The 23,685-nt window shown below is 67.4% G+C and carries 27 protein-coding genes; 9 read left to right on the top strand and 18 right to left on the bottom strand.

Translation table 11 applies throughout. From position 1 onward, the window contains the following. Both OEZ60_RS17395 and OEZ60_RS17390 read left to right on the top strand, forming a co-directional pair. On the top strand, nucleotides 1-1,694 hold a 1,694-nt coding region (locus OEZ60_RS17395; RefSeq protein WP_263338940.1), incomplete at its 5' end, for an OmpA family protein. 219 nt (nucleotides 1,695-1,913) lie between these two features. After that, nucleotides 1,914-2,894, top strand: coding sequence for an XdhC family protein (locus OEZ60_RS17390; protein WP_263338939.1), 981 nt, complete (start codon nucleotides 1,914-1,916; stop codon nucleotides 2,892-2,894). Here the strand turns inward: OEZ60_RS17390 and OEZ60_RS17385 are convergent. Both OEZ60_RS17385 and infC read right to left on the bottom strand, forming a co-directional pair. Beyond that, entirely contained in the window at nucleotides 2,887-3,669 is a 783-nt protein-coding gene (locus OEZ60_RS17385; protein WP_263338938.1) for a 23S rRNA (adenine(2030)-N(6))-methyltransferase RlmJ, read from the bottom strand. The two genes, OEZ60_RS17390 and OEZ60_RS17385, sit on opposite strands and share 8 nt — an antisense overlap. A gap of 65 nt (nucleotides 3,670-3,734) precedes the next feature. Beyond that, the gene (infC, locus tag OEZ60_RS17380) at nucleotides 3,735-4,316 is read right to left on the bottom strand and encodes a translation initiation factor IF-3 (protein ID WP_432759509.1); all 582 of its coding nucleotides are present in this window, start codon (nucleotides 4,314-4,316) and stop codon (nucleotides 3,735-3,737) included. A gap of 129 nt (nucleotides 4,317-4,445) precedes the next feature. Here infC and OEZ60_RS17375 point away from each other — a divergent pair, with 129 nt between their 5' ends. Beyond that, nucleotides 4,446-5,006 carry a hypothetical protein gene (locus OEZ60_RS17375; RefSeq protein WP_263338937.1) on the top strand — a complete coding sequence of 187 codons (561 nt, stop codon included), beginning with the start codon at nucleotides 4,446-4,448 and terminating at the stop codon, nucleotides 5,004-5,006. Nucleotides 5,007-5,087: 81 nt separating this feature from the next. Here the strand turns inward: OEZ60_RS17375 and OEZ60_RS17370 are convergent, their stop codons facing one another. The 6 genes from OEZ60_RS17370 to OEZ60_RS17345 form a co-directional block, all read right to left on the bottom strand. Next, a complete protein-coding gene (locus tag OEZ60_RS17370) occupies nucleotides 5,088-5,783 on the bottom strand; it encodes a gamma-glutamylcyclotransferase (protein ID WP_263338936.1) in 696 nt (231 codons plus the stop codon). A gap of 36 nt (nucleotides 5,784-5,819) precedes the next feature. After that, the gene (locus tag OEZ60_RS17365) at nucleotides 5,820-6,647 is read right to left on the bottom strand and encodes a ferredoxin--NADP reductase (protein WP_290428550.1); all 828 of its coding nucleotides are present in this window, start codon (nucleotides 6,645-6,647) and stop codon (nucleotides 5,820-5,822) included. Between the two features lie 68 nt (nucleotides 6,648-6,715). Then, nucleotides 6,716-7,090 (bottom strand): DUF934 domain-containing protein, encoded by a 375-nt coding sequence (locus OEZ60_RS17360; protein ID WP_263338935.1) that lies wholly within the window; start codon nucleotides 7,088-7,090, stop codon nucleotides 6,716-6,718. After that, entirely contained in the window at nucleotides 7,087-7,857 is a 771-nt protein-coding gene (locus OEZ60_RS17355; protein WP_263338934.1) for a phosphoadenylyl-sulfate reductase, read from the bottom strand. Before OEZ60_RS17355 ends, OEZ60_RS17360 begins: the two co-directional genes overlap by 4 nt. After that, nucleotides 7,847-9,517, bottom strand: a complete 1,671-nt coding sequence (locus OEZ60_RS17350) for a nitrite/sulfite reductase (protein ID WP_263338933.1) — start codon at nucleotides 9,515-9,517, stop codon at nucleotides 7,847-7,849. Before OEZ60_RS17350 ends, OEZ60_RS17355 begins: the two co-directional genes overlap by 11 nt. Beyond that, a complete protein-coding gene (locus tag OEZ60_RS17345) occupies nucleotides 9,510-9,815 on the bottom strand; it encodes a DUF2849 domain-containing protein (RefSeq protein WP_263338931.1) in 306 nt (101 codons plus the stop codon). The genes OEZ60_RS17350 and OEZ60_RS17345 overlap by 8 nt, the downstream gene beginning before the upstream one ends. 159 nt (nucleotides 9,816-9,974) lie before the next feature. Here OEZ60_RS17345 and OEZ60_RS17340 point away from each other — a divergent pair, with 159 nt between their 5' ends. Next, nucleotides 9,975-10,442 (top strand): Lrp/AsnC family transcriptional regulator, encoded by a 468-nt coding sequence (locus OEZ60_RS17340; protein ID WP_263338929.1) that lies wholly within the window; start codon nucleotides 9,975-9,977, stop codon nucleotides 10,440-10,442. A 17-nt stretch (nucleotides 10,443-10,459) separates the two neighbouring features. Here the strand turns inward: OEZ60_RS17340 and OEZ60_RS17335 are convergent, their stop codons facing one another. The 9 genes from OEZ60_RS17335 to OEZ60_RS17295 form a co-directional block, all read right to left on the bottom strand. Then, entirely contained in the window at nucleotides 10,460-11,662 is a 1,203-nt protein-coding gene (locus OEZ60_RS17335; protein ID WP_263338927.1) for a cytochrome P450, read from the bottom strand. A 53-nt stretch (nucleotides 11,663-11,715) separates the two neighbouring features. After that, nucleotides 11,716-12,639: a DMT family transporter gene (locus OEZ60_RS17330; RefSeq protein WP_263338925.1), complete on the bottom strand. Its 924-nt coding sequence runs from the start codon at nucleotides 12,637-12,639 to the stop codon at nucleotides 11,716-11,718. Between the two features lie 113 nt (nucleotides 12,640-12,752). Beyond that, nucleotides 12,753-13,676: a DMT family transporter gene (locus tag OEZ60_RS17325; protein WP_263338923.1), complete on the bottom strand. Its 924-nt coding sequence runs from the start codon at nucleotides 13,674-13,676 to the stop codon at nucleotides 12,753-12,755. A gap of 59 nt (nucleotides 13,677-13,735) precedes the next feature. Beyond that, nucleotides 13,736-14,485: a triose-phosphate isomerase gene (gene tpiA / locus OEZ60_RS17320; protein WP_263338920.1), complete on the bottom strand. Its 750-nt coding sequence runs from the start codon at nucleotides 14,483-14,485 to the stop codon at nucleotides 13,736-13,738. A gap of 10 nt (nucleotides 14,486-14,495) precedes the next feature. Continuing rightward, the gene (locus OEZ60_RS17315) at nucleotides 14,496-14,822 is read right to left on the bottom strand and encodes a TfoX/Sxy family protein (protein WP_263338918.1); all 327 of its coding nucleotides are present in this window, start codon (nucleotides 14,820-14,822) and stop codon (nucleotides 14,496-14,498) included. After that, nucleotides 14,819-15,193 carry a HesB/IscA family protein gene (locus OEZ60_RS17310; protein ID WP_263338917.1) on the bottom strand — a complete coding sequence of 125 codons (375 nt, stop codon included), beginning with the start codon at nucleotides 15,191-15,193 and terminating at the stop codon, nucleotides 14,819-14,821. Before OEZ60_RS17310 ends, OEZ60_RS17315 begins: the two co-directional genes overlap by 4 nt. A 29-nt stretch (nucleotides 15,194-15,222) precedes the next feature. Continuing rightward, complete coding sequence (locus OEZ60_RS17305; RefSeq protein ID WP_263338915.1) at nucleotides 15,223-15,942, bottom strand: DUF3307 domain-containing protein; 720 nt, start codon at nucleotides 15,940-15,942, stop codon at nucleotides 15,223-15,225. A 7-nt stretch (nucleotides 15,943-15,949) separates the two neighbouring features. Then, on the bottom strand, nucleotides 15,950-16,621 hold the full coding sequence (locus OEZ60_RS17300; RefSeq protein WP_263338913.1) for a hypothetical protein: 672 nt from the start codon (nucleotides 16,619-16,621) through the stop codon (nucleotides 15,950-15,952). A gap of 58 nt (nucleotides 16,622-16,679) precedes the next feature. After that, on the bottom strand, nucleotides 16,680-17,045 hold the full coding sequence (locus tag OEZ60_RS17295; RefSeq protein WP_263338911.1) for an SUF system Fe-S cluster assembly protein: 366 nt from the start codon (nucleotides 17,043-17,045) through the stop codon (nucleotides 16,680-16,682). Between the two features lie 244 nt (nucleotides 17,046-17,289). Between OEZ60_RS17295 and OEZ60_RS17290 the strand changes: the two genes are divergently transcribed. Together OEZ60_RS17290 and tgt are read left to right on the top strand one after the other, a co-directional pair. Then, the gene (locus OEZ60_RS17290) at nucleotides 17,290-17,766 is read left to right on the top strand and encodes a YHS domain-containing (seleno)protein (RefSeq protein WP_263338909.1); all 477 of its coding nucleotides are present in this window, start codon (nucleotides 17,290-17,292) and stop codon (nucleotides 17,764-17,766) included. Nucleotides 17,767-17,846: 80 nt separating this feature from the next. Beyond that, on the top strand, nucleotides 17,847-18,977 hold the full coding sequence (tgt, locus tag OEZ60_RS17285; RefSeq protein ID WP_263338907.1) for a tRNA guanosine(34) transglycosylase Tgt: 1,131 nt from the start codon (nucleotides 17,847-17,849) through the stop codon (nucleotides 18,975-18,977). Between the two features lie 9 nt (nucleotides 18,978-18,986). Here tgt and OEZ60_RS17280 read toward each other — a convergent pair whose 3' ends face one another. Beyond that, on the bottom strand, nucleotides 18,987-19,472 hold the full coding sequence (locus OEZ60_RS17280) for an autoinducer binding domain-containing protein (protein WP_263338904.1): 486 nt from the start codon (nucleotides 19,470-19,472) through the stop codon (nucleotides 18,987-18,989). 120 nt (nucleotides 19,473-19,592) lie between these two features. Here OEZ60_RS17280 and OEZ60_RS17275 point away from each other — a divergent pair, with 120 nt between their 5' ends. The 3 genes from OEZ60_RS17275 (at nucleotide 19,593) to lon (ending at nucleotide 23,629) form a co-directional block, all read left to right on the top strand. Then, nucleotides 19,593-20,201, top strand: coding sequence for a helix-turn-helix transcriptional regulator (locus OEZ60_RS17275; RefSeq protein ID WP_263338902.1), 609 nt, complete (start codon nucleotides 19,593-19,595; stop codon nucleotides 20,199-20,201). 162 nt (nucleotides 20,202-20,363) lie between these two features. After that, a complete protein-coding gene (locus tag OEZ60_RS17270; RefSeq protein WP_263338899.1) occupies nucleotides 20,364-20,981 on the top strand; it encodes an acyl-homoserine-lactone synthase in 618 nt (205 codons plus the stop codon). 239 nt (nucleotides 20,982-21,220) lie between these two features. Next, nucleotides 21,221-23,629 (top strand): endopeptidase La, encoded by a 2,409-nt coding sequence (gene lon, locus OEZ60_RS17265; protein ID WP_263338896.1) that lies wholly within the window; start codon nucleotides 21,221-21,223, stop codon nucleotides 23,627-23,629. The last annotated feature ends 56 nt before the right edge of the window (nucleotides 23,630-23,685 follow it).

Here is a 23,685-nt window from a genome sequence, read left to right as displayed (position 1 = left end):
TGGCTGAAGAGCCTGCCGCCGAGGTCGTGGTCGAGGAGCCCGTGGCTGAGGAGCCTGCCGCCGAGGTCGTGGTCGAGGAGCCCGTGGCTGAGGAGCCAGCCGCCGAGGTCGTGGTCGAGGAGCCCGTGGCTGAGGAACCCGCAGCCGAGGTCGTCGTCGAGGAGCCCGTGGCTGAGGAGCCTGCCGCCGAGATCGTGGTCGAGGAGCCCGTGGCTGAGGAGCCTGCCGCCGAGGTCGTGGTCGAGGAGCCCGTGGCTGAGGAGCCTGCCGCCGAGGTCGTGGTCGAGGAGCCCGTGGCTGAAGAGCCTGCCGCCGAGGTCGTGGTCGAGGAGCCCGTGGCTGAGGAGCCTGCCGCCGAGGTCGTGGTCGAGGAGCCCGTGGCTGAGGAGCCTGCCGCCGAGGTCGTGGTCGAGGAGCCCGTGGCTGAGGAACCCGCTGCCGAGGTCGTCGTCGAGGAGCCCGTGGCTGAGGAGCCTGCCGCCGAAGCCGCCTCCGGGGAAGCAGGGACCGACGCCGGCGCCACAATCAGCGATGACGATCTGGCGAAGGCGCTCGAAGCCGAGGCTGCGGCGGCTGCCGCTGAAGCGGCGCCGGTTCCGGAACTGCCGGTTCAGCCCGATGCGGCCTCCGGCGAGGCGCCAGTTGCGGCTGCGGCCTCCGCCCCGGCAGCGGCCGAAGCCACCGCCGAAGTCAGCGAGGAGGTCGTGACCGAGGCGACGGCGCGGTCCTCGGACGAGGATTTCGCCAACAAGGTCAACGAGACGGCCGCCGCCGCGGCGCCGGCTCCGGCGACCGCGCAGAAGAAGGACGGGCTCTCGAAGACCGAGAAGGCGATCCTGCTCGGCCTCGGTGCGGTCGCGGTCGGCGCGATGCTGTCGAACAACCGCAAGGTCGAACTGAACTCGGGCGACCGCGTCGTCGTGACGCGCGATGACGGCAGCTACCAGATCATCAAGGACGACAACGCGCTTCTGCGCCAGCCGGGGTCGACGGTGCGCACCGAGACCTTCGCCGACGGCTCGACCCGGACAACGGTGACGCGTCCCGACGGATCGAGCATCGTCACGATCCGCGACGCCGAGTACCGGGTGCTGCGCCGCTCGCATGTCGCGCCGGACGGCTACGAGACGCTTCTGATCGACGATACCGCCGCCTATGAGCCGGTCGATGTCAGCCTGCTGCCGCCGCCGGCCTCGCAGCGAGTGATCTCGGCCGATGCCGACGAGGCGGACCTGCGCGCGGCGCTCGCCCGCGAATCCGCGCTCGACCGCCGCTTCTCGCTCGCCCAGGTGCGCGACATCGCCGAGGTACGGGCGCTGGTGCCGGTGATCGACCTCGACGCGATCACCTTCGAGACCGGTTCCGCGGCGATCCGGCCCGACCAGGCCAAGGCGCTGTCGCGCCTCGGGCGGCTGATCCAGAGCTATGTCGCCGACAATCCGCGCGAACTGTTCCTGATCGAGGGCCATACCGACGCGGTGGGCTCGGCCGCCTACAACCTCGCGCTGTCGGACCGGCGGGCGGAATCGGTGGCGCTGGCGCTGACCGAGTATTTCGCTGTGCCGCCGGAGAACATGGTGGTGCAGGGCTATGGCGAGGAGTTCCTGAAGATCGACACGCAGGAGGCCGAGCGCGCCAATCGCCGGGCGAGCGTGCGGCGGATCACCGACCTCTTGCGTCAGGCCTCGAACTGACGCGTGCCAAGGCGCCGGGGCCGCACGTGAGTGCGGTCTGGCGCGATCCGGTCGCGGCCCCGTTCCGGGGCCATTGTCCTTGCCTCGCGCCCCTTTCTGGCGAAAGGGGCGCTCAGGTGCCTTCGGCGCGGATACTTTCGGCAAGATGAAGGGGCGGGGAGCGGCTTTGCCACTGGTGGGGGCGTTGCCCGCCGCGCATAGTGGCGCGGGAGGTGAGGCATGGGCAGCGGCGAGCACGAACGGGTTCCGGAGATTGCGCTCGGCTGGCATCGCGCCGGCCGAGGCGCCGCGCTTGCGACAGTGATCGAGACCTGGGGCTCGGCGCCGCGGCCGGTGGGCAGCCAGCTCGTCGTGTCCGGGACGGGCGAGATGATGGGCTCGGTTTCCGGGGGCTGCGTCGAGGGGGCGGTCACCGAGGAGGCCTGCGCGGCGCTCGGAGACGGACGCCCGCGGATGCTGACCTTCGGGGTCAGCGACGAGGACGCCTTCGCGGTGGGCCTCGCCTGTGGCGGCACGATCCGGGTGCTGGTGGAGCCCGTCGGGTCGGCGATGCCCGAGGCGCTTCTGGCCGATCTGGCGGCGGCGCGCGCGGAACGGCGGCCAGTGGCCTATGTCGTCGATCTCGAGACCTGGGCAAGGCGGCTCGTGGCACCCGATGCGGAGCTGGCCGAGCGGTTCCGGGCCGACAGGTCGGGGGTCGAGGAGGGGCGGTTCGTCGCGATCCACAATCCGCCGCTCAGGCTCGTCGTCGTGGGGGCGGTCCACATCGCCCAGGCGCTGCTGCCGATGGCGCGGGCCTGTGGCTATGATCCCGTCCTGATCGACCCGCGCGAGGCGTTCGGCTCCTCAGCGCGGTTCCCCGGCGAGGCGATCTCGCATGACTGGCCGGACGAGGCGATGGCGGCGCTCGGGCTTGATGCGCGGACCGCCGTGGTGACGCTGACCCATGACGCTAAGATCGACGATCCGGCGATCCTTTCGGCGCTCGGGGCGGAGGTATTCTACCTTGGTTGCCTCGGCTCGACCCGGACCCATGCGAAGCGGGTGGAGCGTCTTAGGGCCATGGGTGTCGCCGAGGCGGCGATCGCGCGGATCCATGCCCCGGTCGGTGCCGATATCGGTGCGCGCTCTCCCGCCGAGATCGCGGTCTCGATCATGGCCGAGATCACCGAGGTGCTGCGGCGGGGTGGCGTCAGCTGAGACGGGCGAGCCGTGTGGCGATGTCGCGCGCCGCCTCTTCGGTGCCGAAGGGGGCGTTGACGACGAACATGCCCGAGCCGACCATGCCGTGCCCCTCGCTCGCGGGCGGGAAGCTGATCTCGTGGCGCAGCGCCTTCGGCAGGTCCGCCGCCTCCAGCGCGGCGAGCATCGGGGCATGGGTGCCGCTCTTCAGGATCGGGTACCAGAGTGCCAGGACGCCGACATTCCATTTCGCGTGGAGCTTCGCGATGAGCGGCGGCAGCGCGGCGTAGTCGGCCTTCACCTCGTAGCTCGGGTCGATCAGCATCAGGCCCCGCCGCGGCTCGGGCGGGGTGCGGGCCAGCGCGAAGCCGAGGCCGTCCTCTTGGCGGCAGATGGCGCCGTAGGGCGTCATCGTCGCCTCCAGCGCCGCGAATTCGCGGGGATGGAGTTCAGCGAGCTGGATCCGGTCGCCGGGCCGGAGCGAGAGCGCGGCGACGAGCGGCGAGCCGGGATAGGCGGCCGCGCCGTGGCCCGCGCGGATCTGGTCGAGCGCGCGGCGATAGGGATGGTCGGCCGGAAACAGTGCCTCGGCGCGGCCGATCCCGGCCGCCGCCTCGCCGGTCTTCACCGCCTCGGCCGCGTCGAGCGCGTAAAGGCCGCGGCCGGCATGGGTCTCGAGGTAGCTGAGCGGCTTGTCCTTGCGCGTCAGGTAGTCGAGCATCACCGCCAGGAGCGCGTGCTTGTGGACGTCGGCAAGGTTCCCGGCGTGATAGATGTGCTGGTAGGAAAGCATCGCGCCCCCGGAAAAGAAAAAGCCCTCCCGTCGGGGAGGGCCCATCGTGATCGGGCGATGGCGGCCTATTTCGGGCCGATCATCATCACCATCTGCCGGCCCTCGAGCTTCGGCATGTTCTCGATCTTGCCGATTTCCTCGACATCGGCCGCAACCCGCTTGAGGAGATCGAGACCGAGTTCCTGGTGCGCCATCTCGCGGCCTCGGAAGCGCAGCGTGACTTTCACCTTGTCGCCGCCCTCGAGGAATTTGACGACCGAGCGCATCTTGACCTCGTAGTCATGCGTGTCGGTGCCAGGGCGGAACTTGATCTCCTTGATCTCGATGATCTTCTGCTTCTTGCGCGCCTCGGCCTCTTTCTTCTGCTGTTCGTACTTGAACTTGCCGAAGTCCATGATCTTGCAGACCGGCGGCACCGCATTCGGCGAGATCTCGACGAGATCGAGCCCGGCTTCTTCGGCGAGGGCCATGGCGCGGGCCGGGGTAACGACCCCGACATTCTCGCCGTCGGCGCCGATCAGGCGGATCTCCGGGGCGCGGATGCGGTCGTTGACGCGGGGTCCCGTGTCGCGTTGCGGCGGGGCGTTATGCGGTCTGCGGGCTATGGTGGCACTCCTTCTGTCGTTGCCATTTCGGGTGGGCGGCAAACTAGTCGTGCGGACGGTCTGATTCAAGCAGGATTCCGCGCCCGGCTACGGTGATGCTTCCCTGATCGACGGGATTCTGTCATAGCGGTCCGGTACATATCGTTGTTCCGCATTGCGAAGGATCATGCCATGAACAGGAATCTCATCATCGCTGTGATCGTTGCCGCCCTGGCCGGTGGCGGCTACTGGTACTACTCTGCGGCCCAGAAGGCCGCCGAGGAGGCCGCAGCGATGAAGGCCGTGGAAGAGGCCAAGGCCGCCGAGGAGGCCGCGGCGAAGGCGGCCGAGGAAGCTGCCGCCAAGGCCGCCGAGGAAGCCGCTGCCGCCGAAGCGGCCGCCGCCGCCGAGGCCGCTGCCGCTGAAGCGGCCGCCGCGGAAGCTGCCGCAGCCGCCGAAGAAGCCGTGGACGCGGCGACCGAAGCCGCCACCGAGGCTGTGGACAGCGCGGCCGAGGCTGTGGACAGTGCGACCGAGGCAGCGGGGGCCGCCGGCGAAGCCGCGGCCGACATGGCCGCCGACATCTTCGACCCCGCGACCTACGACGCCGAGGCGGTCAATGCCGCGATCGACGGCTCGACGCTCGACGACGCCACGAAGATGACGCTGAAGGCCGCGGTGGAAACCGCCAAGGACAGCCCCGAACTGCTCGGCGCCGCGCTTGCCGAGGTCAAGTCCGCGCTCGGGCTCTGACGCCGGTTCAAACATGAGCCGGGCCGCGCGTCACCGCGCGGCCCGGACATCCTTCCCCGCGACCGCCGCGCGTCGGTCCGGTCATCCGGACGCGGCGGGGTAGGTCCGGTCTATCTCGGCCGCGACGAGCGCCTGCAGCGTCCAGAGGTTCCGGTCGCGGATCCCGTGCTCCTCGAGCGACAGCACCGTATTGCGCAGGTATTCCGCCGAGGATCCCCGATAGCCACAGGCGCGGGCCAGTTGCCGCGCCACCTGGTCGAGCGGCAGGCTCCGGCGGATCGACGGCCCGTTCGGTCCGGCCCAGAACACCAGCGACCGGGCCCTTCCCGTCTCGGTGTCGACGGTGATCCATCGCCAGTCCGGGTCGTTCTCGACAAAAGGTGTTTCCCGGCGCACGAGGCCGTCGACCACCGCCTCGACGTCCGTCTCCGGAACTTCGAGCGCGACGCCTGAGCACCGGCCGCCGGCCATCAGCGCCATCATCAGGCCAGGCGCGTCCGGCGTGCCGCGAAAACCGCGAATTTCGATGCAGAACTGCCGGTGCCAGCCGCGCGCCACGGCATGATGCCGCGCCCTCGCCGCGAAGGTCGGGTTCCAGATCAGCGAGCCATAGGCGAAGACGAGAAGCGGCCCGTCGGGCCGGCTTTCGAGGATGCGCCGGCTCCGCACCGCAAAGTCGTCCTCATTGCAGCGCGTGAAGGCTGTCGAGGACAGGGACTCGGGCACCGTGCGCGTGGCGCGGGCGACATGGTCTTCGGTCAGGGACAGAGCGCGCATGGCGGGATTCCGCCATGCGCCGGGGTGGTCGTCAAGTCAGATACCGTCGCCGACGAAGGCCTTCTCGACCACGTATTCGAGCGGGTCCGAATTCGCACCCTCGCGCAGGCCGAAGCTCTCGAGAACCGCCTTCACATCGATGTTGAAGGCCATCGAGCCGCAGACCATCGCCCGGTCGTTCTCGGCCGACATCGACGGGATGCCAAGATCCTCGAAGACCTTGCCCGAGGCGAGGTTGTCGGTGATCCGGCCCATGCGCTCGCTCTCTTCCCGCGTCGTGGTCGGGTAGTACTTGAGCTTGTCGCCGACCATCTCGCCGATCAGCGGGTCGTCCTTCAGGCTCTCCACGAGCTGGCGGCCGTATTCGAGCTCGGCCTTCTCGCGGCAGGTATGCATCATGATGACCTGGTCGTATTTCTCGTAGGTCTCCGGGTCGCGCATGAGCGAGGCGAAGGGCGCGATCCCGGTGCCGGTGGCGAGGAACCAGAGCCTCTTGCCGGGCAGGAGCGCGTCAAGCACCAGCGTGCCCACCGGCTTCGGGCGCAGGATGATCTGGTCGCCCGGCTGGATGTGCTGGAGCTTCGAGGTCAGCGGCCCGTCCGGCACCTTGATCGAGTAGAATTCCAGCTCCTCGTCCCACGACGGCGAGGCAATGGAATAGGCGCGCAGGAGCGGCTTGCCGTTGTCGCCGAGAAGCCCGATCATCACGAACTCGCCCGAGCGGAACCGCAAGCTCTGCGGCCGCGTCACGCGGAAGGAAAAGAGCCGGTCGGTCCAGTGCTGGACCGAGGTGACTTCCTGAGCGTCCGGCAGCATGCGGACAGGGGTGGCCTGGACTTCGTTCACGGTACTGGCGTCGTTCATCTGTTACAGGGGCGCGCGTTCGCACCCCTCCTTCTATTGACGTTTCGGTGTGGGGAAAACCCCTGTGATCAGGCTTTCAGCCGCGCCCGGTAATCGTGCTCCTGCCAGTCGGCGCGGAAGATCCACTGCTCGGCCGGCTGGCGCGCAGCCAGGTCGTCGGAAATTTCCACTTCATCGAAGCCGCAGCGCCGCGCCATCGCGTACTGGTCGGCGATGACATGACCCTTGGCGCGCAGCCGCCCAGCATAGCCCCTCGCACGGAGCTGGCGGGCGAGGCTGAAGCCGCGCCCGTCGGAGGCGGCGGGGAAGGCCACGCGGACCAGGTCGACACCGTCGAAGCTTTCCGGCAGCGCGTCGGGCCTGGTGTCCTGGGCGATGTCGAGCACGGCCTCGCCGGTGTAGTCCTCGGCGTGAAAGCCGTCGTCGCGCACGATCACGCTCATGCTGCCGTCTCCTTCGTGTCGTCGTCCTGCGGCACGGGGCCGCGCACGGCCTTCCCGTTGACGAAGTGAATGCCGCATTCCTGTTTCTGCGTTCCGCGCCAACGTCCTGCGCGGGGATCTTCACCTTCCTTGACCGGGCTCGTGCAGGGCGCGCAGCCGATCGAAGGATAGCCCTTCGCGACCAGAGGATGGCGCGGCAGGCGGTTGTTGACCATGTAGTCCTCGAGATCCTCGCGGCCCCAATGGGCGAGCGGATTGACCTTGAGGCGCTTGTTCTCTTCGTTTTCGAAGAACTCGAGTGCGGCGCGGGTGCCGGCCTGGAACCGCTTGCGGCCGGTGATCCAGCCGTCGAAGCCTTGCAGCGCACGCTCCAGCGGCACGACCTTGCGCAGCGCGCAGCAGGCATCGGTGCTGAACTGGTGCAGCGTCCCGTCCGGATCCTCGAACTCGGTGTCGCGCCGGTCGGCGCGGATCGTGCGGATGTCCGTCAGGTTCAGTTTTTCGGCCAGTTCGCGCTGGTATTCCAGCGTCTCGGGGAACAGCATCTGGGTGTCGATGAAGATCACCGGCGTGCCGGGCGCGATCACCGAGACGAGGTGCAGAAGCACCACCGATTCCGCCCCGAAGGAGGAAACCAGCGCCACGTTGCCCACTTCGGGGTCGTAGAGCGCGCGCTCTAGGACCGCCGTCGCCGAATGGTGGCGATAGCGGTCGTTGAGCGCGGCCACGCGCGCATCGAGGGAGGGAAGCGGTGCCTCAAGCGGCATCGCGTTCGGCCTCGGCCGGATAGAGCGCGGCCTTGAAGGGCGCGGGCCCAAGGCGGCGATAGGCGTCGAGGAAAGTCTCGGACGCGTCCTCGCGGACCTCGAGATAGGCGCGCAGGATCCGCTCGATCGCCGGGACGATCTCGTCATAGGCAAAGCCCGGCCCGGCACGCTCGCCGATCACCATGTTCTCGGTGTGGTCGCCGCCGAGCGTGATCTGGTAGTTCTCCACGCCCGCCCGGTCGAGGCCGAGGATGCCGATATGGCCGACATGGTGATGGCCGCAGGCATTGATGCAGCCCGAGATCTTGATCTTGAGCTGGCCGATTGCCTCTTCAAGGCCGATCGCCTTGAAATGCGAGGAGATTTCCTGCGCGACCGGGATCGAGCGGGCGGTGGCCAGCGCGCAGTAATCCATGCCGGGGCAGGCGATGATGTCGGAGACAAGGCCGATGTTCGCAGTGGCGAGGCGCTCGGTCTTGAGCGCAGCATGAAGCGCGGGCAGGTCCGACTTGTGGACATGCGGCAGGATCACGTTCTGCTCGTGGCTGATGCGCAGCTCGCCGTGGCCGTACTTGTCGGCGAGATCGGCGAGAAGCCGCATCTGGTCGGCCGAGGCGTCGCCCGGCGTCTCGCCATGCGCCTTCAGCGAGACGGTCACGATCGCATAGCCCGGCGCGCGGTGCGCGGTCAGGTTGGTGTCGGTCCAGGAGCGGAACACCGGATCGGCGTCGCGGGCGGCGTGGAAGGCGTCTTCCGGCGCGTTGCGGAAGGCCGGCGCGGCGAAATGCGCCTCGATCTCGCGCAGGACGTCCTGATCGGCGCCGGAGAACTCCTGGCGCGTAACCTTGAAGCGTTCTTCGACCGCGTCGCGGAACTTCTCCATGCCGTTCTCGAAGACGGTGATCTTGATCCGCGCCTTGTACTTGTTGTCGCGGCGCCCCCAGAGGTTGTAGGTCGAGACGATCGCCTCGAGATAGGGGAGCAGGTCGGCCTTCTTCAGGAAGGGCCGGATCACCTGGGCGACCATCGGCGTGCGGCCGAGGCCGCCACCGACGAGCACCTCGTAACCGGTCTGGCCGGAGCCGCCGCGCACGATCCGAAGGCCGATGTCGTGCGACTTCGTGACGGCGCGGTCGTTCGGGGAACCGGTGACGCCGATCTTGAACTTGCGCGGCAGGGCCTGGAATTCGGGGTGGTCGGTCGACCACTGGCGGACAAGCTCCGCCGTCGGGCGCGGATCCTCGATCTCGTCGGCGGCGGCGCCGGCGAAATGGTCGGCGGTGACGTTGCGGATCGTGTTGCCCGAGGTCTGGATCGCATGCATCTGCACGTCGCCGAGCGCGTCGAGCATGTCGGGCACGTCGGTCAGCTTCGGCCAGTTGTACTGGATGTTCTGGCGCGTGGTGAAGTGGCCGTAGCCCTTGTCCCAGCGCTCGGCGATATAGGCGAGTTGGCGCATCTGGTCGGAGCGCAACGTGCCATAGGGAATGGCCACGCGCAGCATGTAGGCGTGAAGCTGGAGGTAGAGCCCGTTCATCAGCCGCAGCGGACGGAACTCTTCCTCGGTGAGCGAGCCGTCGATGCGGCGCTCGACCTGGGCGCGGAACTGCTTGTTGCGGCTACGGATGAAGGCCTCGTCGAAGTCGTTGTACTTATACATTCGAGGTCTCCTGCTTGCCGTGGGCGTAGTTCGAAGGGCCGCGGGTGCGGAAGGCTTCGCGGAAATGGATCGGTTCGGGACCATTGGGGCCCGGTTTCGCGTCGGCGAGGTAGGCGCCGACGATGACGCTGCGCTGCTTTTCGGCCTGCAGCAGCCGGAGCTGGGCATGGGCCTCGTCCCGGATCAGCTCAGCCTCGCCATGCTCGCGCGTCCAGCGGTCGTCGGAGGTCAGGTAGACGACATCGCCTTCGATCAGCGCATTCGCGGTGACGACTTTCGGCGTAAAGGCGCGGCTCATGGAATGTCCTCTTGGGTAGGCGGTGTTCGCGACGCTGAATTTCTCCCTCTATATAGGAAATTTTCCCCCATATGCGCCATATGCCCTTGCTAATAAGGACGTATGTTCTGTATCTGGCGGTGAGCAAAACTCGCGTTTCGGAATCGGAGGAAAAAGCGAATGTCAGTCCGTCTGGATGAGATGGATCGGAAAATCCTTGGCGAACTGCAGGAGGACGCCAGCCAGTCGCTCGACGAGATCGCGGGCAAGGTGGGGTCGTCGAAGACCCCGGTCTGGAACCGAATCCGCAAGATGAAGGAGGCCGGCGTGATCGGCCGGCAGACGGTCCTGCTCGATCCCGAGGCGCTCGGGCTCGAGGCCTGCTTCTTCGTGCTGATCCGCACCAGCGAGCACGAGGCCGAATGGCAGAAGAAGTTCCTCGCCACGCTGCGCGCGCGGCCCGAGGTGATGGAGGCGCACCGGCTCGCAGGCGATATCGACTACATCCTCAAGGTCCGGGTGAAGAACGCCCGCGCCTACGACACCTTCTACCAGGCGCTGATTTCCGAGGTGAAGATCTACAACGTGACGGCCCTTCTGAGCATGGAGGAGATCAAGTCGACCACCTCCATGCCGCTTCAGCCCTGAGGCCGGCGACGCCGGTCTCAGGGGCGCTGGGCGACGCGGCGCGGCTCAACACCGAGCCGCTCCAGGCCGCGAAAGTGGTAGAGGTCGGCGTAGCGTGGCGGCGCGGCGATGGCGAGTCCGGGCAGGCGGTCGAACAGGATCGGCAGCGCGGTCTGCAGCTCGAGCCGGGCGAGCGGCGCGCCGACGCAGAAATGCAGGCCCGCGCCGAAGGTTAGGTGCGGCTTGACCGGGCGGTCCGGGTCGAACCGTTCGGGCGCGTCCCAGGCCCTCGGGTCGCGGTTGGCGGCGGCCAGGAGGCAGCCGACCTCGTCGCCGCGGCGGAAGGTGTAGCCGGCAATTTCGATATCCTCGTAGGCGTGGCGGGTGAAGAGATGCAGCGGCGGGTCGTACCGCAGGATCTCCTCGACCGTGCCCTCGATCCGGTCGGGGCCGAGAACCCCGGCGCCGAGGCCGTTTTCCAGGAGCGCCTTGATGCCGTTGCCGAGCGTGTGGACGGTCGCCTCGTGGCCGGCGTTCAGGAGCAGGATGCAGGTCGCGATCAACTCGTCGGTAGAGAGCGTCTCGCCCTCCATCTCGGCGGCGATGAGATGGGTGATGAGGTCGTCGGCCGGCTTGGTGCGCCGCTCCTCGACATGGGACCGCAGGAAGGCCGAGAAGGCCTCGGTCGCGGCGACGGCGGCATCCTCGGTCGCGCGGCTGCGGCGGGCCTGGTACATCGTGACCATCGCGTTCGACCAGGCAAGGAGGTCGTCCGCACGCTCCTCCGGCACGCCGAGGAGGCGGGCGATGATGATCACCGGCAGCTTGCGCGCGAAGGCGTCGAGAAGGTCGACCCCGCCCGCCGGGAAGGCGTCGATGAGAGCGTGGCTGAGGGCCGCAATCTCCGGCGCAAGGGCAGCGATCCGGCGCGAGGTGAAGGCGCGCAGCACCAGCGACCGCAGCCGGGTGTGGCGGGGCGGTTCAAGTTCCAGCATCGAATGGGCTTCGACCGAATAGAAGGCTGCGAGGTGGTCTGGGACGGGCTTACGGTTTTCGGGGGGCACTTCGCGGCCGAAGCGCCGGTCGCGCAGGATCGCGCCGACCGCGGTGGCGGAGGTGGCGCAGACAAGGCCGTAATCCTCCCAGAAAAAGAGCGGCCCGCCCGCCCTTGCGCGTTCGTAGAACGGGAAGGGGTCCTGGACGAAGGCCGGATCGGTCGGCGATTGGCTGAGGTGAAGCATCGGCTCTCCCGGGGGCGTGGTCGGGGCGAGCTAAGCCCAGCCCCGTTCGGGTTTCAAGCCGTGCGTCTGCGCCCCCGTCCCTGGGCGATGATCACGCCGGCTGCGACGATCGCGGCGCCTACGCCCTGACCCCAGCTCCAGCCGCCGCCGAGCGCGAGCGCGAAGAGCATGACGTAGAAGGGCGCGATGTTGATATGCATCGAGGCGATGCCGATGCCGAGCCCGGCCACCCCGATCAGGAAGAGGAGCTGCGAGAGTGCCAGCGAGCCGATGGCGTAGATTGCGAAGAGGTTCCACTCGCGCATCCCGATCCGCGCCCAGGCGACCGGTTCGCCGCCGAGCGCCTGCCAAGCGAGCTGGGCTGCGACGATGCCGAGCGCCGCGCCGATGATCGTGAGCGCCGTGCGCGCCATCGCCGAATGGCCGGGAAGCGCGGTGACCGAAGCGCGCGAGCCCCAGCAGTAGACGAAGATCGAGACAAGCGCGGCGAGTGCCCCGAGTCCGAAGTCGATGTGGCCCATCCGGGCGGCATAGACCGCCATTCCGCCCATGACGCTGAGGATCAACCCGGCGACGATGCGCCAGGTCAGGCGGCGCCGGTCGAACAGGCATTCGAGCGCGATGCCCGCGACGGGCATCGCTGCGCAGATGACAGCGACGGTGACGCCGTCGGTGCGGCTCTGGGCGAAGATCAGGAGGAACGAGCCGAGCCCGAACCCGACCGCGCCGACCCAGAGCCCGCGGCCCCAGGCCGCGCCGCGGACCCGGCTGGGACCGTCGACAACGATCCAGACGGGCAGAAGGAACAGGGCGGCAAGCGACATGCGCAGAAGCGTGACCGTCAGCGCCGGAAGGGTCTTCAGGAGCTCGTCGGCAATCGGGAAACCCGCCGCCCAGACCAGCATCGAGACGATGCAGGCGAGGTTGGCGCTCACCCGGTCGTTGCGGGGCGAAGGAACGAAGGCGGCAGTCGTCACGTTCGGGGGCTCCGCGATACGGGTTTCTGCGGCGCAAAGTCTCACCAAGCGAGGCGGATCGCGCGTTCGGGCGCGACATCGAGGTCGCGAATGGCGCTAATCATGCGGCGTACTCAGTCGCGGGGCGCGGGGGCGGCCGTGGTTTCGAAGCGGATAAGGCTGCCGATCACGATCGCCACGCCAAGCCACTGCGAGGCCGAAAGCGTCTCGCCGATCAGGAGGACCGCGAAGATGATGGCGAAGAGCGGTTCGGTCACCGTCCAGACCGCCGCCCGCGCAGTGCCGACTATCCGCGCGCCGACGAAGAAGAGGACGTAGCCTGTCGTCGTCGTGACGCCGGCGCCGAGGATCGCGATCCAGCCCGCGACGGAACCCGGCAAGGTCATCGGTGCCGCGAGCCCTGTCAGGGGCGCGGCGAGGGCGAAGGCGAGCAGGTAGAGGCACGACCATGTCGTCATGAAGAGATTGGCCGGAATCGGCCCGACCTCCGCCGAAAGGCCGGCGACGGTGAAGATGAGAACGGTGACGGCGACCATCCCGACGAGGCTGAGCGCGATGCCGAGGGGGGCAAGTGATGCCAGCTTCAGGCCGAAGACCAGCGCGAGCCCGGCGATGGCCGAGGCGATCCAGACGAACCGGTTCGCGCTCATCCGTGCCTCGCCGCGCAGGTGGCTGATGAGCGCGACGAGGAAGGGATGCGAATAGAAGATCAGCGCGGCGAGGCTGACGTCGATGAAGGCGACCGCGCCGATGAAGCCCAGCGCAGTGAAGACCTGCGCGAGGCCCGAGAAAGCGCTGCGGCGAAACGCGTCCCGTCCGCCCGGCGGCCAGTGCCGCCGCGCGGCGAGATAGAGCGCCAGCCCGGCCGCCCCGATCAACGTGCGGAAGGTGATAACGGCGGTCAGGTCAGCGCCTTCCCGATAGGCGATCTTGGCGGCGTTGGGTGCGAACGCGATCAGGAGCGCCGACAGGAGCACGATGCCGATTCCGGCCAGACTTGACGATGGCGCGGTGGCGTCGGGACGAGCTTCGGTCATCCGTTCACACTCCGTCGGTAGCCCCGCCTTCGGACATAGTACCGGCTTTGCCGGTCAAGTCACCGGGCGGCTTCGAGCGCCGAGATGATCGGGCCGAAATCGGCGGCCTTGAGGCTCGCGCCGCCGACGAGCGCGCCGTCGACGTTGGAGACGGCGAAGATCTCGGCGGCATTGCCGGGTTTGACCGAGCCGCCATATAGGAGCCGCATGCCGTCGGCCTCGGCCCCGAAGCGGTCGGCGAGGCGGGCGCGGAGGAAGTCATGGACCTCGGCGATCTGCCCGAGCGTCGGCGTCCGGCCGGTGCCGATGGCCCAGACCGGCTCGTAGGCGATCACCGTATCGGCCGCCGTCGCGCCGTCGGGGACAGAGCCCTGAAGCTGGGTGCCGATCACGTCGAGGGTGCGGCCCGCGTCGCGCTCGGCCTCGGTCTCGCCGACGCAGATCACCGCGACGAGGCCGGTGGCGCGCGCGGCTTCCGCCTTGGCGCGGACTGCGGCGTCGGTCTCGTCGTGGTCGGCGCGGCGCTCGGAATGGCCGAGGATGACGTGGGAGGCGCCGGCGTCCCTCAGCATCCCCGCCGAGATGTCGCCGGTATGGGCGCCCGAGGTGGCGGCGTGGCAATCCTGGCCGCCGAGCGCGATCGGTGCTTCGCCCAGCGCTTCGGCCATGCGGGCGAGAAGGGTGGCGGGCGGACAGATCAGGATGTCGCAGGCGGGCGCGGAGCGGGCCTCGGCCAGCGCGCGGATCTCGGCAAGGCTCGCCGCGGTGCCGTTCATCTTCCAGTTGCCCGCCGCAAGTTTCCGCCGCATCCGCCGCTCCCTAGTCCAAGTGTGAAATCGCTTCCCTTGCGAGATTGCAGGCGAGCGCGGGATCGTCAAGCGCCGCGTCGGGAAGCCGCCAGTAAGGCATTGCCGTGACCTTGCCGCCGTCGCGCTGGTAGGTCCAGTGCTCCCAGCCCTCGGCCGTGATTTTCTCGGCAAAGCCGCCCGCGCCCTTCAGCCAGATCGAGCCGTCGCCGTGCAGGATCGCGAAGATCGTGCCGTCCCGGTAGAGGCAGAGCCCGCCCATCATCTTTCGCGTGGTCAGCGGCCCGAGCCCCTCGAACAGTTCGAGCGCGAAGGCGATGTCGGCGTCGGAAACGCTCATGCGCGGGACGTGCCGTCGGCCGGCATGTCCTTGAACTTGATCGATTCCCCGCAGCCGCAGGCCTCGGAGACATTGGGGTTGTTGAACTTGAAGCCGGATTCGAGAAGCGAGGTCTCGTAGTCGATCTCGGTGCCGAAGAGGAACATCTGCGCCATCGGCGCGATCATCACCCGCGCGCCATCCTGTTCGATGACCTCGTCCATCGGGCCGGCCTCGGCGGCGATCTCCATCGTGTATTCCATGCCGGCGCAGCCGCCCTTCTTGACGCCGAGCTTGAGCCCGTAGGCGTCGCCCTTGGCCATCAGCCGGGTGATCTGCGCCACAGCGCGCGGCGTGAGTGTCACCGGGGCCTTGCCGGGAATGCCGAACATGTTTCGTCTCCGTATCCTGTGCTCCCAATTTAAGGCGCGGAGCGGGCGATCTCAAGCGGGGGCAGGTGGCCCATCAGCCAGAGCGTCGCATAGGCGAAGACCAGCGCCCAGCCGAAGGAGGCGAGGGTGCCGATGATGACGTACTCCCCGGCGCGCTGGTCCTTCGAGGTCGTCTCGAACCTGAGCACCGATTTCGCTGCGATGAGAAAGCCGATGCCGGCGGGCTCGCCGACGATCACCAGAAGGAAGATCAGCCCGCGTTCCAAAAGCCCGATGAGCTTGCCGCCGTCGGTTAGGCCGGTCGGCAGCTCGACATCGGCCCAGGGCCGCATCAGGAGCCCGACCGCGAAGCCGCCGGCGCGGGTCGCAAGGATGAATCCGGCCCCGAGCGCCATCAGGCCGGGAAGCCAGGCAAGGCCGCTCCAGGTCCCGCCCGCCCAGAGGTCGGGGCGAAAGGCGGTGAGGGCGGCAAGCGTCACCAGATGCGCCGCCTGATCGGCGAGAAAGCAGCCGAGGCCGGAGGCGCCGAGCTTTGCTTTGGTCCAGTCGATGGCAACGTGGAGCACCGCGAGTGCCAGAAGTTCCGGCGCGTCGATGCGTCCGGTCGCGGCCTGCGCGGTGGCAAGGACGATGGCGCCGTGAAAGAGCAGTGTGGCCGGCCGGCGTTTGGTCTCTGCGATGTGCCGGGTCTGAAGCACGAAATCCGCGAGCACATGGGCGAGGAGTAGGGCGGTGAAGGTCTCGATCATGCCTGTGCTACCATTCGTAATGCTCGATCGCGGCGAGGGCGTTCTCCATGGCCTGGTATCCCGCACCCGAGAGCCGCGAATGCATGGCTTGCCGCGTGATGCCAAGACGCCGGGCCAGCTCGTCCTGGGTTTTCCAGCCATCGCCGAGCGCCATCGACATGGCCTCGGCCTGTGGCTGCGACCACCGCGAGGAAATCCATTCCGTCATGTCGAAGATCGCCGCCTGCCAGTCGCGGTCGGCCGTGCCGTGCGCGGCCGTATCGCGCCCGCCGGCGATGGCGAGCCGTCGGTGCCGCGGCATCGTTTCGAGAAGGTCGCCCGAGACGGAGAACGCCGGGCCGGACGCGTCGGAGAGGTTGGCGGTTCCGAGGCTCTCCCAAGGACCGACGCCTGCCGAGATTCGGGTCTCGATCCCGCATCCGCTGGTCTTCAGGTCGGCGATGATGATGAGAGCGGCGCGCAAGGCCCAACCCGCGCGCCCGAGGACGATCTGCCAGCCGTCGCCGCGAAAGCGGGTGAACCTTGCATCCGCGCCTGCCATCTGGCCGAGCCCGGCTGCGGTCTTGGCGATCCGCGTCATGGCGGCGTCGACTTGCGACCTGTCGTGTCTGCGGGATGCGACCAGATCGCCGGTCAGGACCGCGACGACCGGTGCGTGTTCTGTAAAGCTTTCTGACATGCTTTCCATAAAGCAAATCATATGGCTTTCGTGTTTTAAAGCAAGCCTTTTGGCTTGATTACATGAAGCCGAGTTCGAGCCGTGCTTCGTCGGACATCATGTCCATGCCCCATTGCGGCTCGAAGGTCATCTGCACGTCGACCTGCTTGACCCCGTCCAAGGGCTCCACCGCGTCGGCGACCCAGCCCGGCATCTCCCCGGCCACGGGGCAGCCTGGCGCGGTCAGGGTCATGACGATGCCGACCTCGTTCTCGGGCGAGATGTCGATCGTGTAGATCAGGCCAAGGTCATAGATATTAACCGGGATTTCGGGGTCGTAGACGCTCCGGCAGGCCTCGACGACGGCCTCGTAGAGCGGGTGGTCGGTGGTCGAGGGCTTGATCAGGGGGGCGCCCTCGATCGGGTTCGTGGCTTCGGCGGTCATGGGCGTCTCGCTGAGTTGTTGAGGGATTATATAAGGAATGGGCCCGGCGAGGTCCAGTGCCCCGGCCTGCCCGCGCCCCTCTGCCGCAGACCTGCGCACCACCGCACAGCCTATGCGGAGCCGCGCACCGAGGTCACGCCGGTTCACGTCCCGTCGCGCAGGGGTGTTTTTGCGTGGGGGGCGCATTGGTCTACCCCGTTACCCGGGGCCCGCATCGGGGCCGGTCAGACAAGGGAGAACACGGATGACCTCGATTTTCCGCAAACTGGCGATGGGTTCGGCGCTGGCGGTGACGCTTGCCGCCTCGGCGATGGCGGCGGACGTGTCGGTGAACGCGACCACGACGGGGCTCGCGCTGCGCGGCTACGACCCGGTGAGCTATTTCACCGCAGGCGCGCCGGCGAAGGGCGATTTCCAGATCACCTCGGAGTACGGAGGTGCCGTCTACCGCTTCGCGAGCGAGGACAACAAGGCGATGTTCGACGCCGAGCCCGCGAAATTCGCGCCGCAGTATGGCGGCTACTGCGCGATGGGCGCGGCGATGGGGATCAAGCTCGACGGCGATCCCGATCTTTGGAAGATCGTCGGCGACAAGCTCTACCTCAACGTTGCGCCGCCGGTCGCCGAGAAATGGTCGAGCGATCCGGCGACCTATATCCAGCAGGCCGACGCCAGATGGTCGGAGATCGTCGACACGGCGCCGGAAGACCTCCAGCCGTGACCCGTGGCGGCGGCGACCATCCGGGTCGCCGCCCGCGACGCTCTGGCCAAGGCCGCGCCGCTTCTGTATCAGCGCGCTCCATGAGCCAGCGCATCACATTCACGCTTGCGGCCACCGATGGCCGTGCCCGGACCGGCACGATCTCCACCCCGCGGGGCGAGATCCGCACGCCGGCCTTCATGCCGGTCGGCACCGCCGGCACGGTCAAGGCGATGCTGCCCGAGAGCGTGCGCGCCACCGGCGCCGACATCCTTCTGGGCAACACCTATCACTTGATGCTGCGGCCCACCGCCGAGCGCATCGCGCGGCTTGGCGGGCTCCATCGCTTCATGAACTGGGAGCGGCCGATCCTCACCGATTCCGGCGGCTTCCAGGTGATGAGCCTCGCCTCCTTGCGCAAGATGAGCGAGGAGGGGGTGACCTTTTCCTCCCATATCGACGGATCGAAGCACAAGCTCACGCCCGAGCGCTCGATGGAGATCCAGCGGCTGCTCGGCTCCGACATCGTGATGGCCTTCGATGAATGCCCGGCGCTGCCCGCGACCGAGGCCGAGGTGGCCGCGAGCATGCGGCTCTCGATGCGCTGGGCGCAGAGGTCGCGCGACGCCTTCGGCGACCGGCCGGGCCATGCGCTATTCGGCATCATGCAGGGCGGGGTGACGAAGGACTTGCGCGCCGAGAGCGCCGAGGCGCTGAATGCGATCGGGTTTGACGGCTACGCGGTCGGCGGCCTTGCCGTGGGCGAGGGGCAGGAGGCGATGTTCGGCGTTCTCGACTACGCGCCGGGCTTCCTGCCGGAGGACAGGCCCCGCTACCTGATGGGCGTGGGCAAGCCCGACGACATCGTCGGCGCGGTCGAGCGCGGCATAGACATGATGGACTGCGTGCTGCCCTCGCGATCGGGACGCACCGGGCAGGCCTGGACGCGGCGCGGCCAGGTCAACATCAAGAACGCCCGCCACATGGACGATCCGCGCCCCCTGGACGAGCACTGCAGCTGCCCGGCCTGCCGCTCTTACTCGCGCGCCTATCTGCACCATGTCTTCCGAGCCGGGGAGATGATCTCCGGCATGCTCCTGACCTGGCACAACCTGCATTACTTCCAGGAGCTGATGCAGGGGCTGAGGGAGGCGATCGCAGCCGGACGGCTCGCGGAGTTCGTGCGTGACTTCCATGCGCAGCGGGCCGAGGGCGATATCGAGCCCATCTGATCCCGTGTCTCAGCCGTGGGTCAGGTAGATCGAGAGCTGCTTCAGTGTCTCGTGGACCGAGGGCGAGAGCTTTTCGGCGGTCGCGGTGAGGCCGTGAAGTTCTGCCAGGTCGGCTTCGAAACCGGTGATCTCCACGTCGGTCGGCTCCCGGTCGGAGCGGGCGAAGCTCGCCATGCTGCGGGAACCTTCCGCCACGACGGCGATGCAGACCCCGAATCGCAGCCCGTGCGCGTCCGCCTGTTCCAGGACGCCCTGTTCGTCGTCACCGGCCAGTTCGCTCCAGCGGATGGCGCCTGTATGTTCGAACCCCCACCGAACAGTTGGGTCGTGCAGCACTAGGCCCTTGCGCGAATAGGTGTCGAGCCAGTCCCTCTCGTAGGACTGAAAAAGATAACGCGGTGCGGTGTACTTGACGTGAAGGGCGATCGCGAAGCCCGCCGGGCTTGCCTGATGGAGGCGGGTCAGAATCGCGCTGATCTTTTCCTGCCTAGCCATCGGAGCCCTCGCACGCACGACTTTCATCCTCACACGTTCCATGTCATACCGCAATTGATGGTACAACTCTGGGGAGCTTTGCAGAAGGCAAATCCCCGCGCGAGACAGGAAGTTGCTACGATGTCAGGCCCGAGGGAAGGACGCGAGTTTTCCCTTCTGGCGCCAGCCGGGTATTACATCGCGCTGCGCGTCGGTTTCGCGTTTCCTGTGGCCGAGCACAATGCGCTGCCCGATGCCTGGGTCGAGCTCTATACCCAGCGGGGCTACATGCTCTACGACCCGGTGGTGCGTTGGTCCTACGAGAATTCCGGCGCGATCAGATGGAGCGAGATTCCGCTGCCCGATCCCCGCAATGTGCTGGCCATGGCGGCCCAGTACGGGTTGGGCTACGGCGTTGCGATCGCCTGCGCGCCGTCGGGACGGGAGGGGCAGCGCAGCTTCGGCTCCTTCGCGCTCAGCGACCGCGAATACGAGGACGAGGAAATCGAGATCCTGCAGTCCAAGCTCTTGCGCCTTCACGAGGCGACCGCGCCGCCGACCAATCTCACGCGGGCCGAACTCGAAGCCCTGTCGATGGTGCGGGACGGCCTCTTGCTGAAGGAGATCGCCAATCGCCTCGGCGTGAGCGAGGGCGCGATCAAGCAGCGCCTGAAGAGCGCAAAGTTGAAACTGGACGCCAAGACCTCGAGCCAGGCGGTCTCCGTGGCGGTGGCTTACGGGCTGATCTGACGCCACAGGACCGTCTCATGTCCGCTTGAGCGGGCTCTCCAAAAGCCCATGTAACTGGCTCACTCTCCCTATGGGGGAAAATCTCCTGTCAACTCTCCGATAACGTTTCATAAACCATGTTTCGTGGTGCCTAATTTCCCCGCCATTAGGAGGGGCAAAACCATGCAGAACATGCACAACATCACCTTTGACATGTCGGAACTGCATCGCCACGGCACGGCGTTCTACGACTACCTGAAGCTGCGCAAGCAGTTCTTCGTGGACACGCTCGGCTGGGACATTCCGCACAACGACCTTGTAGAGATGGACCAGTATGACAACCCGCTTGCGCATTACTCGCTGGTGCTGCGCGACGGGGAGGTCGTCGGCGGTGCCCGGACGATGCCCACGACCTCGCATTGGGGTGACCACACCTACATGCTGCGCGACGCGGTAGCCGGCAAGCTCGCCGACATTCCGAGCCAGGTGCTTGGCCGCGAGATCGACACGCCCCGGGTCTGGGAATGCACGCGGCTGGTAATGTCGGACGAGGTCCGGTCGCAGGCCGACCGCTCCCGGTGCCTGTCGCTGATCGTCGAGGGGCTGGCGGAGGTGGCGCGGCGCCACGGGGCACATGAGCTGATGTCGCTTTCGCCCGTGTCGCTGATGCGGGCACTGCGGCAGCTCGGCTGGCAGGCGGACCGGATCGGCGAGCCCTACTGCAACCCCGGAGACGGGCGCAGATACGCGGTCCTGAGCATGCCGGCGGAACGCTCGGCGCGTGCGCCGATGCCGCACTAGGTTTCGACACCGGATCGGGTTGCCGGGCGCGACAGGCAGGCGCGACCCGGCAGCAGTCCGCGGATTAGCACTCTTGCGTTCTTGCCCTTGCCGGACGGGCGGGGCATTGTGCGGCGATGCCGGGCCAGCGTCCGGTTGAAGCTCTTCGTGTGCCTACTTAGATAAGGCGCTGAACGGGGAATGCCGGTGGCCGCCGAAGACCGGGGCCGGAGCGTTCCTGCCATGAACAAGGAAAGCGCATGACAGATATTCTTGCCTCCAGCTACCCGGTGCTGCCGCTGCGCGACATCGTGGTGTTTCCGCACATGATCGTGCCTCTCTTCGTCGGGCGCGAGAAGTCGGTGCGGGCGCTGGAAGAGGTGATGCGCGAGGACAAGCAGATCCTGCTGTCTTCGCAGATCGACCCGACGATCGACGATCCGACCACGGACGGGATCTACCGCGCCGGCGTGCTCGCCAACGTGCTGCAGCTTCTCAAGCTGCCGGATGGAACGGTGAAGGTGCTCGTCGAGGGCAAGAGCCGCGTTCGGATCGTCGAATTCATCGAGAACCCCTCCTACTTCGAGGCCAGCGCCGAGGCTCTGACGGAACTGCCGGGCGACTCGGCCTCGGTCGAGGCGCTGTTGCGCTCGGTCGCGGCGGAGTTCGAGCGCTACGCCAAGATCAAGAAGAACGTGCCGGAAGAGGCGCTCTCGGCCGTGGCCGAGGCACGCGAGCCGGCGCGGCTCGCCGACCTCGTCTCGGGCCATCTCGGCATCGAGGTGAACCAGAAGCAGGAGCTTCTGGAGACGCTCGACGTGGCCGAGCGGCTGGAGAAGGTCTACGGGCTGATGCAGGGCGAGATGTCGGTCCTGCAGGTCGAGAAGAAGATCAAGTCCCGCGTCAAGAGCCAGATGGAGCGCACCCAGCGCGAGTACTATCTGAACGAGCAGATGAAGGCCATTCAGAAGGAACTCGGCGACGGCGAGGACGGCCAGAACGAGATCAACGAGCTGGCCGAGAAGATCGCGAATACCAAGTTTTCGAAGGAAGCCCGCGACAAGGCGGAGGCCGAGCTGAAGAAGCTGAAGTCGATGTCGCCGATGTCGGCCGAGGCGACCGTGGTCCGGAACTACCTCGACTGGCTCCTCAGCCTGCCCTGGGGGGTGAAGTCCCGCGTCAAGAAGGACCTGAGGAAAGCTCAGGAAGTCCTTGATAACGATCACTATGGTCTCGAAAAGGTCAAGGAGCGGATCGTCGAGTATCTGGCCGTGCAACAGCGCAGCCAGAAGATGAAAGGACCGATCCTCTGCCTCGTCGGGCCTCCGGGCGTCGGCAAGACCTCGCTTGGCAAGTCGGTCGCGAAGGCGACGGGGCGCGAGTTCATCCGCATCTCGCTCGGCGGCGTGCGCGACGAGAGCGAGATCCGCGGCCACCGCCGGACCTATATCGGCTCGATGCCGGGCAAGATCATCCAGTCGCTGAAGAAGGCCAAGACGACCAATCCGCTGATCCTCTTGGACGAGATCGACAAGATGGGCCAGGACTTCCGCGGCGATCCGGCCTCGGCAATGCTCGAAGTTCTCGATCCGGAGCAGAACAACACGTTCATGGACCATTATCTCGAGGTCGAGTACGACCTCTCGAACGTGATGTTCCTGACCACGGCGAACAGCTACAACATGCCGTCGCCGCTTCTGGACCGGATGGAGATCATCCCGCTCGCCGGCTACACCGAGGACGAGAAGCGCGAGATCGCCAAGCAGCACCTGATCCCGAAGCAGGTGAAGAACCACGGGCTGAAGAAGACCGAGTTCAAGCTGACGGACGATGCGCTGCAGGAGATGATTCGCACCTACACCCGCGAGGCGGGGGTGCGGAACCTCGAACGCGAGATCGCCAAGCTGACCCGCAAGGCGCTGACCAAGATCGTCAAGAAGGACACCCAGAAGGTCGAGGTGACGCCGGAGAATCTCGAGGACTTCCTCGGGGTCAAGCGGTTCCGCTACGGACTTGCCGAGAAGGAGGACCAGATCGGTGTGGTGACGGGTCTCGCCTGGACCTCCGTCGGCGGAGATCTCCTGTCGATCGAGGCGCTGAAGCTGCCCGGCAAGGGGCGGATGAAGACGACGGGCAAGCTCGGCGAGGTGATGAAGGAATCGATCGACGCGGCGTCGTCCTTCGTGCGCGCCATCAGCCCCGAAATCGGCGTCAAGCCGCCGGTCTTCGAGAAGATCGACATCCACGTCCACGTTCCCGAAGGCGCGACGCCGAAGGACGGGCCGTCGGCCGGCGTCGCGATGGTGACTTCGATCGTCTCGGTACTGACCCAGATCCCGGTCCGCAAGGACATCGCGATGACCGGCGAGGTGACGCTCCGCGGCCATGTGCTGGCAATCGGCGGGCTGAAGGAGAAGCTCCTGGCCGCGCTCCGCGGCGGGGTCAAGACGGTGCTGATTCCCGAGGAGAACGCCAAGGACCTGCCGGAGATCCCCGACAACGTGAAGGCCGGGCTGGAGATCATCCCGGTTTCCCACGTCCGCGAGGTGCTGCGCCATGCGCTGGTGCGGAAACCGGAGCCGATCGTCTGGGACGAGGAGGCCGAGGAGGCCGCCGCCAAGGCCGCGCTCTCCGACAAGGGCGAGGGTTCGGGCGCCACGGCGCACTGACCCCGCGGCCGGTATCAGGATTGACGGGGCCCGCCGCGTTTGCCGCGGCGGGCCCC

This window comes from Albidovulum salinarum (genome assembly GCF_025673475.1).
Classification (GTDB): domain Bacteria; phylum Pseudomonadota; class Alphaproteobacteria; order Rhodobacterales; family Rhodobacteraceae; genus Albidovulum; species Albidovulum salinarum.
The sequence above is the reverse complement of the archived record's forward strand: the minus strand, read 5'-3'. Positions and strand labels throughout refer to the sequence as shown.

Excerpts from the sequence above, each read along its gene's own strand:
- OEZ60_RS17390 (WP_263338939.1), top strand. The coding sequence starts at position 1,914 with ATGGGCAGCGGCGAGCACGAACGGGTTCCGGAGATTGCGCTCGGCTGG.
- OEZ60_RS17385 (WP_263338938.1), bottom strand. The coding sequence starts at position 3,669 with ATGCTTTCCTACCAGCACATCTATCACGCCGGGAACCTTGCCGACGTC.
- OEZ60_RS17375 (WP_263338937.1), top strand. The coding sequence starts at position 4,446 with ATGAACAGGAATCTCATCATCGCTGTGATCGTTGCCGCCCTGGCCGGT.
- OEZ60_RS17370 (WP_263338936.1), bottom strand. The coding sequence starts at position 5,783 with ATGCGCGCTCTGTCCCTGACCGAAGACCATGTCGCCCGCGCCACGCGC.
- OEZ60_RS17365 (WP_290428550.1), bottom strand. The coding sequence starts at position 6,647 with ATGAACGACGCCAGTACCGTGAACGAAGTCCAGGCCACCCCTGTCCGC.
- OEZ60_RS17360 (WP_263338935.1), bottom strand. The coding sequence starts at position 7,090 with ATGAGCGTGATCGTGCGCGACGACGGCTTTCACGCCGAGGACTACACC.
- OEZ60_RS17355 (WP_263338934.1), bottom strand. The coding sequence starts at position 7,857 with ATGCCGCTTGAGGCACCGCTTCCCTCCCTCGATGCGCGCGTGGCCGCG.
- OEZ60_RS17350 (WP_263338933.1), bottom strand. The coding sequence starts at position 9,517 with ATGTATAAGTACAACGACTTCGACGAGGCCTTCATCCGTAGCCGCAAC.
- OEZ60_RS17345 (WP_263338931.1), bottom strand. The coding sequence starts at position 9,815 with ATGAGCCGCGCCTTTACGCCGAAAGTCGTCACCGCGAATGCGCTGATC.
- OEZ60_RS17340 (WP_263338929.1), top strand. The coding sequence starts at position 9,975 with ATGTCAGTCCGTCTGGATGAGATGGATCGGAAAATCCTTGGCGAACTG.
- OEZ60_RS17335 (WP_263338927.1), bottom strand. The coding sequence starts at position 11,662 with ATGCTTCACCTCAGCCAATCGCCGACCGATCCGGCCTTCGTCCAGGAC.
- OEZ60_RS17325 (WP_263338923.1), bottom strand. The coding sequence starts at position 13,676 with ATGACCGAAGCTCGTCCCGACGCCACCGCGCCATCGTCAAGTCTGGCC.
- tpiA (WP_263338920.1), bottom strand. The coding sequence starts at position 14,485 with ATGCGGCGGAAACTTGCGGCGGGCAACTGGAAGATGAACGGCACCGCG.
- OEZ60_RS17315 (WP_263338918.1), bottom strand. The coding sequence starts at position 14,822 with ATGAGCGTTTCCGACGCCGACATCGCCTTCGCGCTCGAACTGTTCGAG.
- OEZ60_RS17310 (WP_263338917.1), bottom strand. The coding sequence starts at position 15,193 with ATGTTCGGCATTCCCGGCAAGGCCCCGGTGACACTCACGCCGCGCGCT.
- OEZ60_RS17305 (WP_263338915.1), bottom strand. The coding sequence starts at position 15,942 with ATGATCGAGACCTTCACCGCCCTACTCCTCGCCCATGTGCTCGCGGAT.
- OEZ60_RS17300 (WP_263338913.1), bottom strand. The coding sequence starts at position 16,621 with ATGTCAGAAAGCTTTACAGAACACGCACCGGTCGTCGCGGTCCTGACC.
- OEZ60_RS17295 (WP_263338911.1), bottom strand. The coding sequence starts at position 17,045 with ATGACCGCCGAAGCCACGAACCCGATCGAGGGCGCCCCCCTGATCAAG.
- OEZ60_RS17290 (WP_263338909.1), top strand. The coding sequence starts at position 17,290 with ATGACCTCGATTTTCCGCAAACTGGCGATGGGTTCGGCGCTGGCGGTG.
- tgt (WP_263338907.1), top strand. The coding sequence starts at position 17,847 with ATGAGCCAGCGCATCACATTCACGCTTGCGGCCACCGATGGCCGTGCC.
- OEZ60_RS17280 (WP_263338904.1), bottom strand. The coding sequence starts at position 19,472 with ATGGCTAGGCAGGAAAAGATCAGCGCGATTCTGACCCGCCTCCATCAG.
- OEZ60_RS17275 (WP_263338902.1), top strand. The coding sequence starts at position 19,593 with ATGTCAGGCCCGAGGGAAGGACGCGAGTTTTCCCTTCTGGCGCCAGCC.
- OEZ60_RS17270 (WP_263338899.1), top strand. The coding sequence starts at position 20,364 with ATGCAGAACATGCACAACATCACCTTTGACATGTCGGAACTGCATCGC.
- lon (WP_263338896.1), top strand. The coding sequence starts at position 21,221 with ATGACAGATATTCTTGCCTCCAGCTACCCGGTGCTGCCGCTGCGCGAC.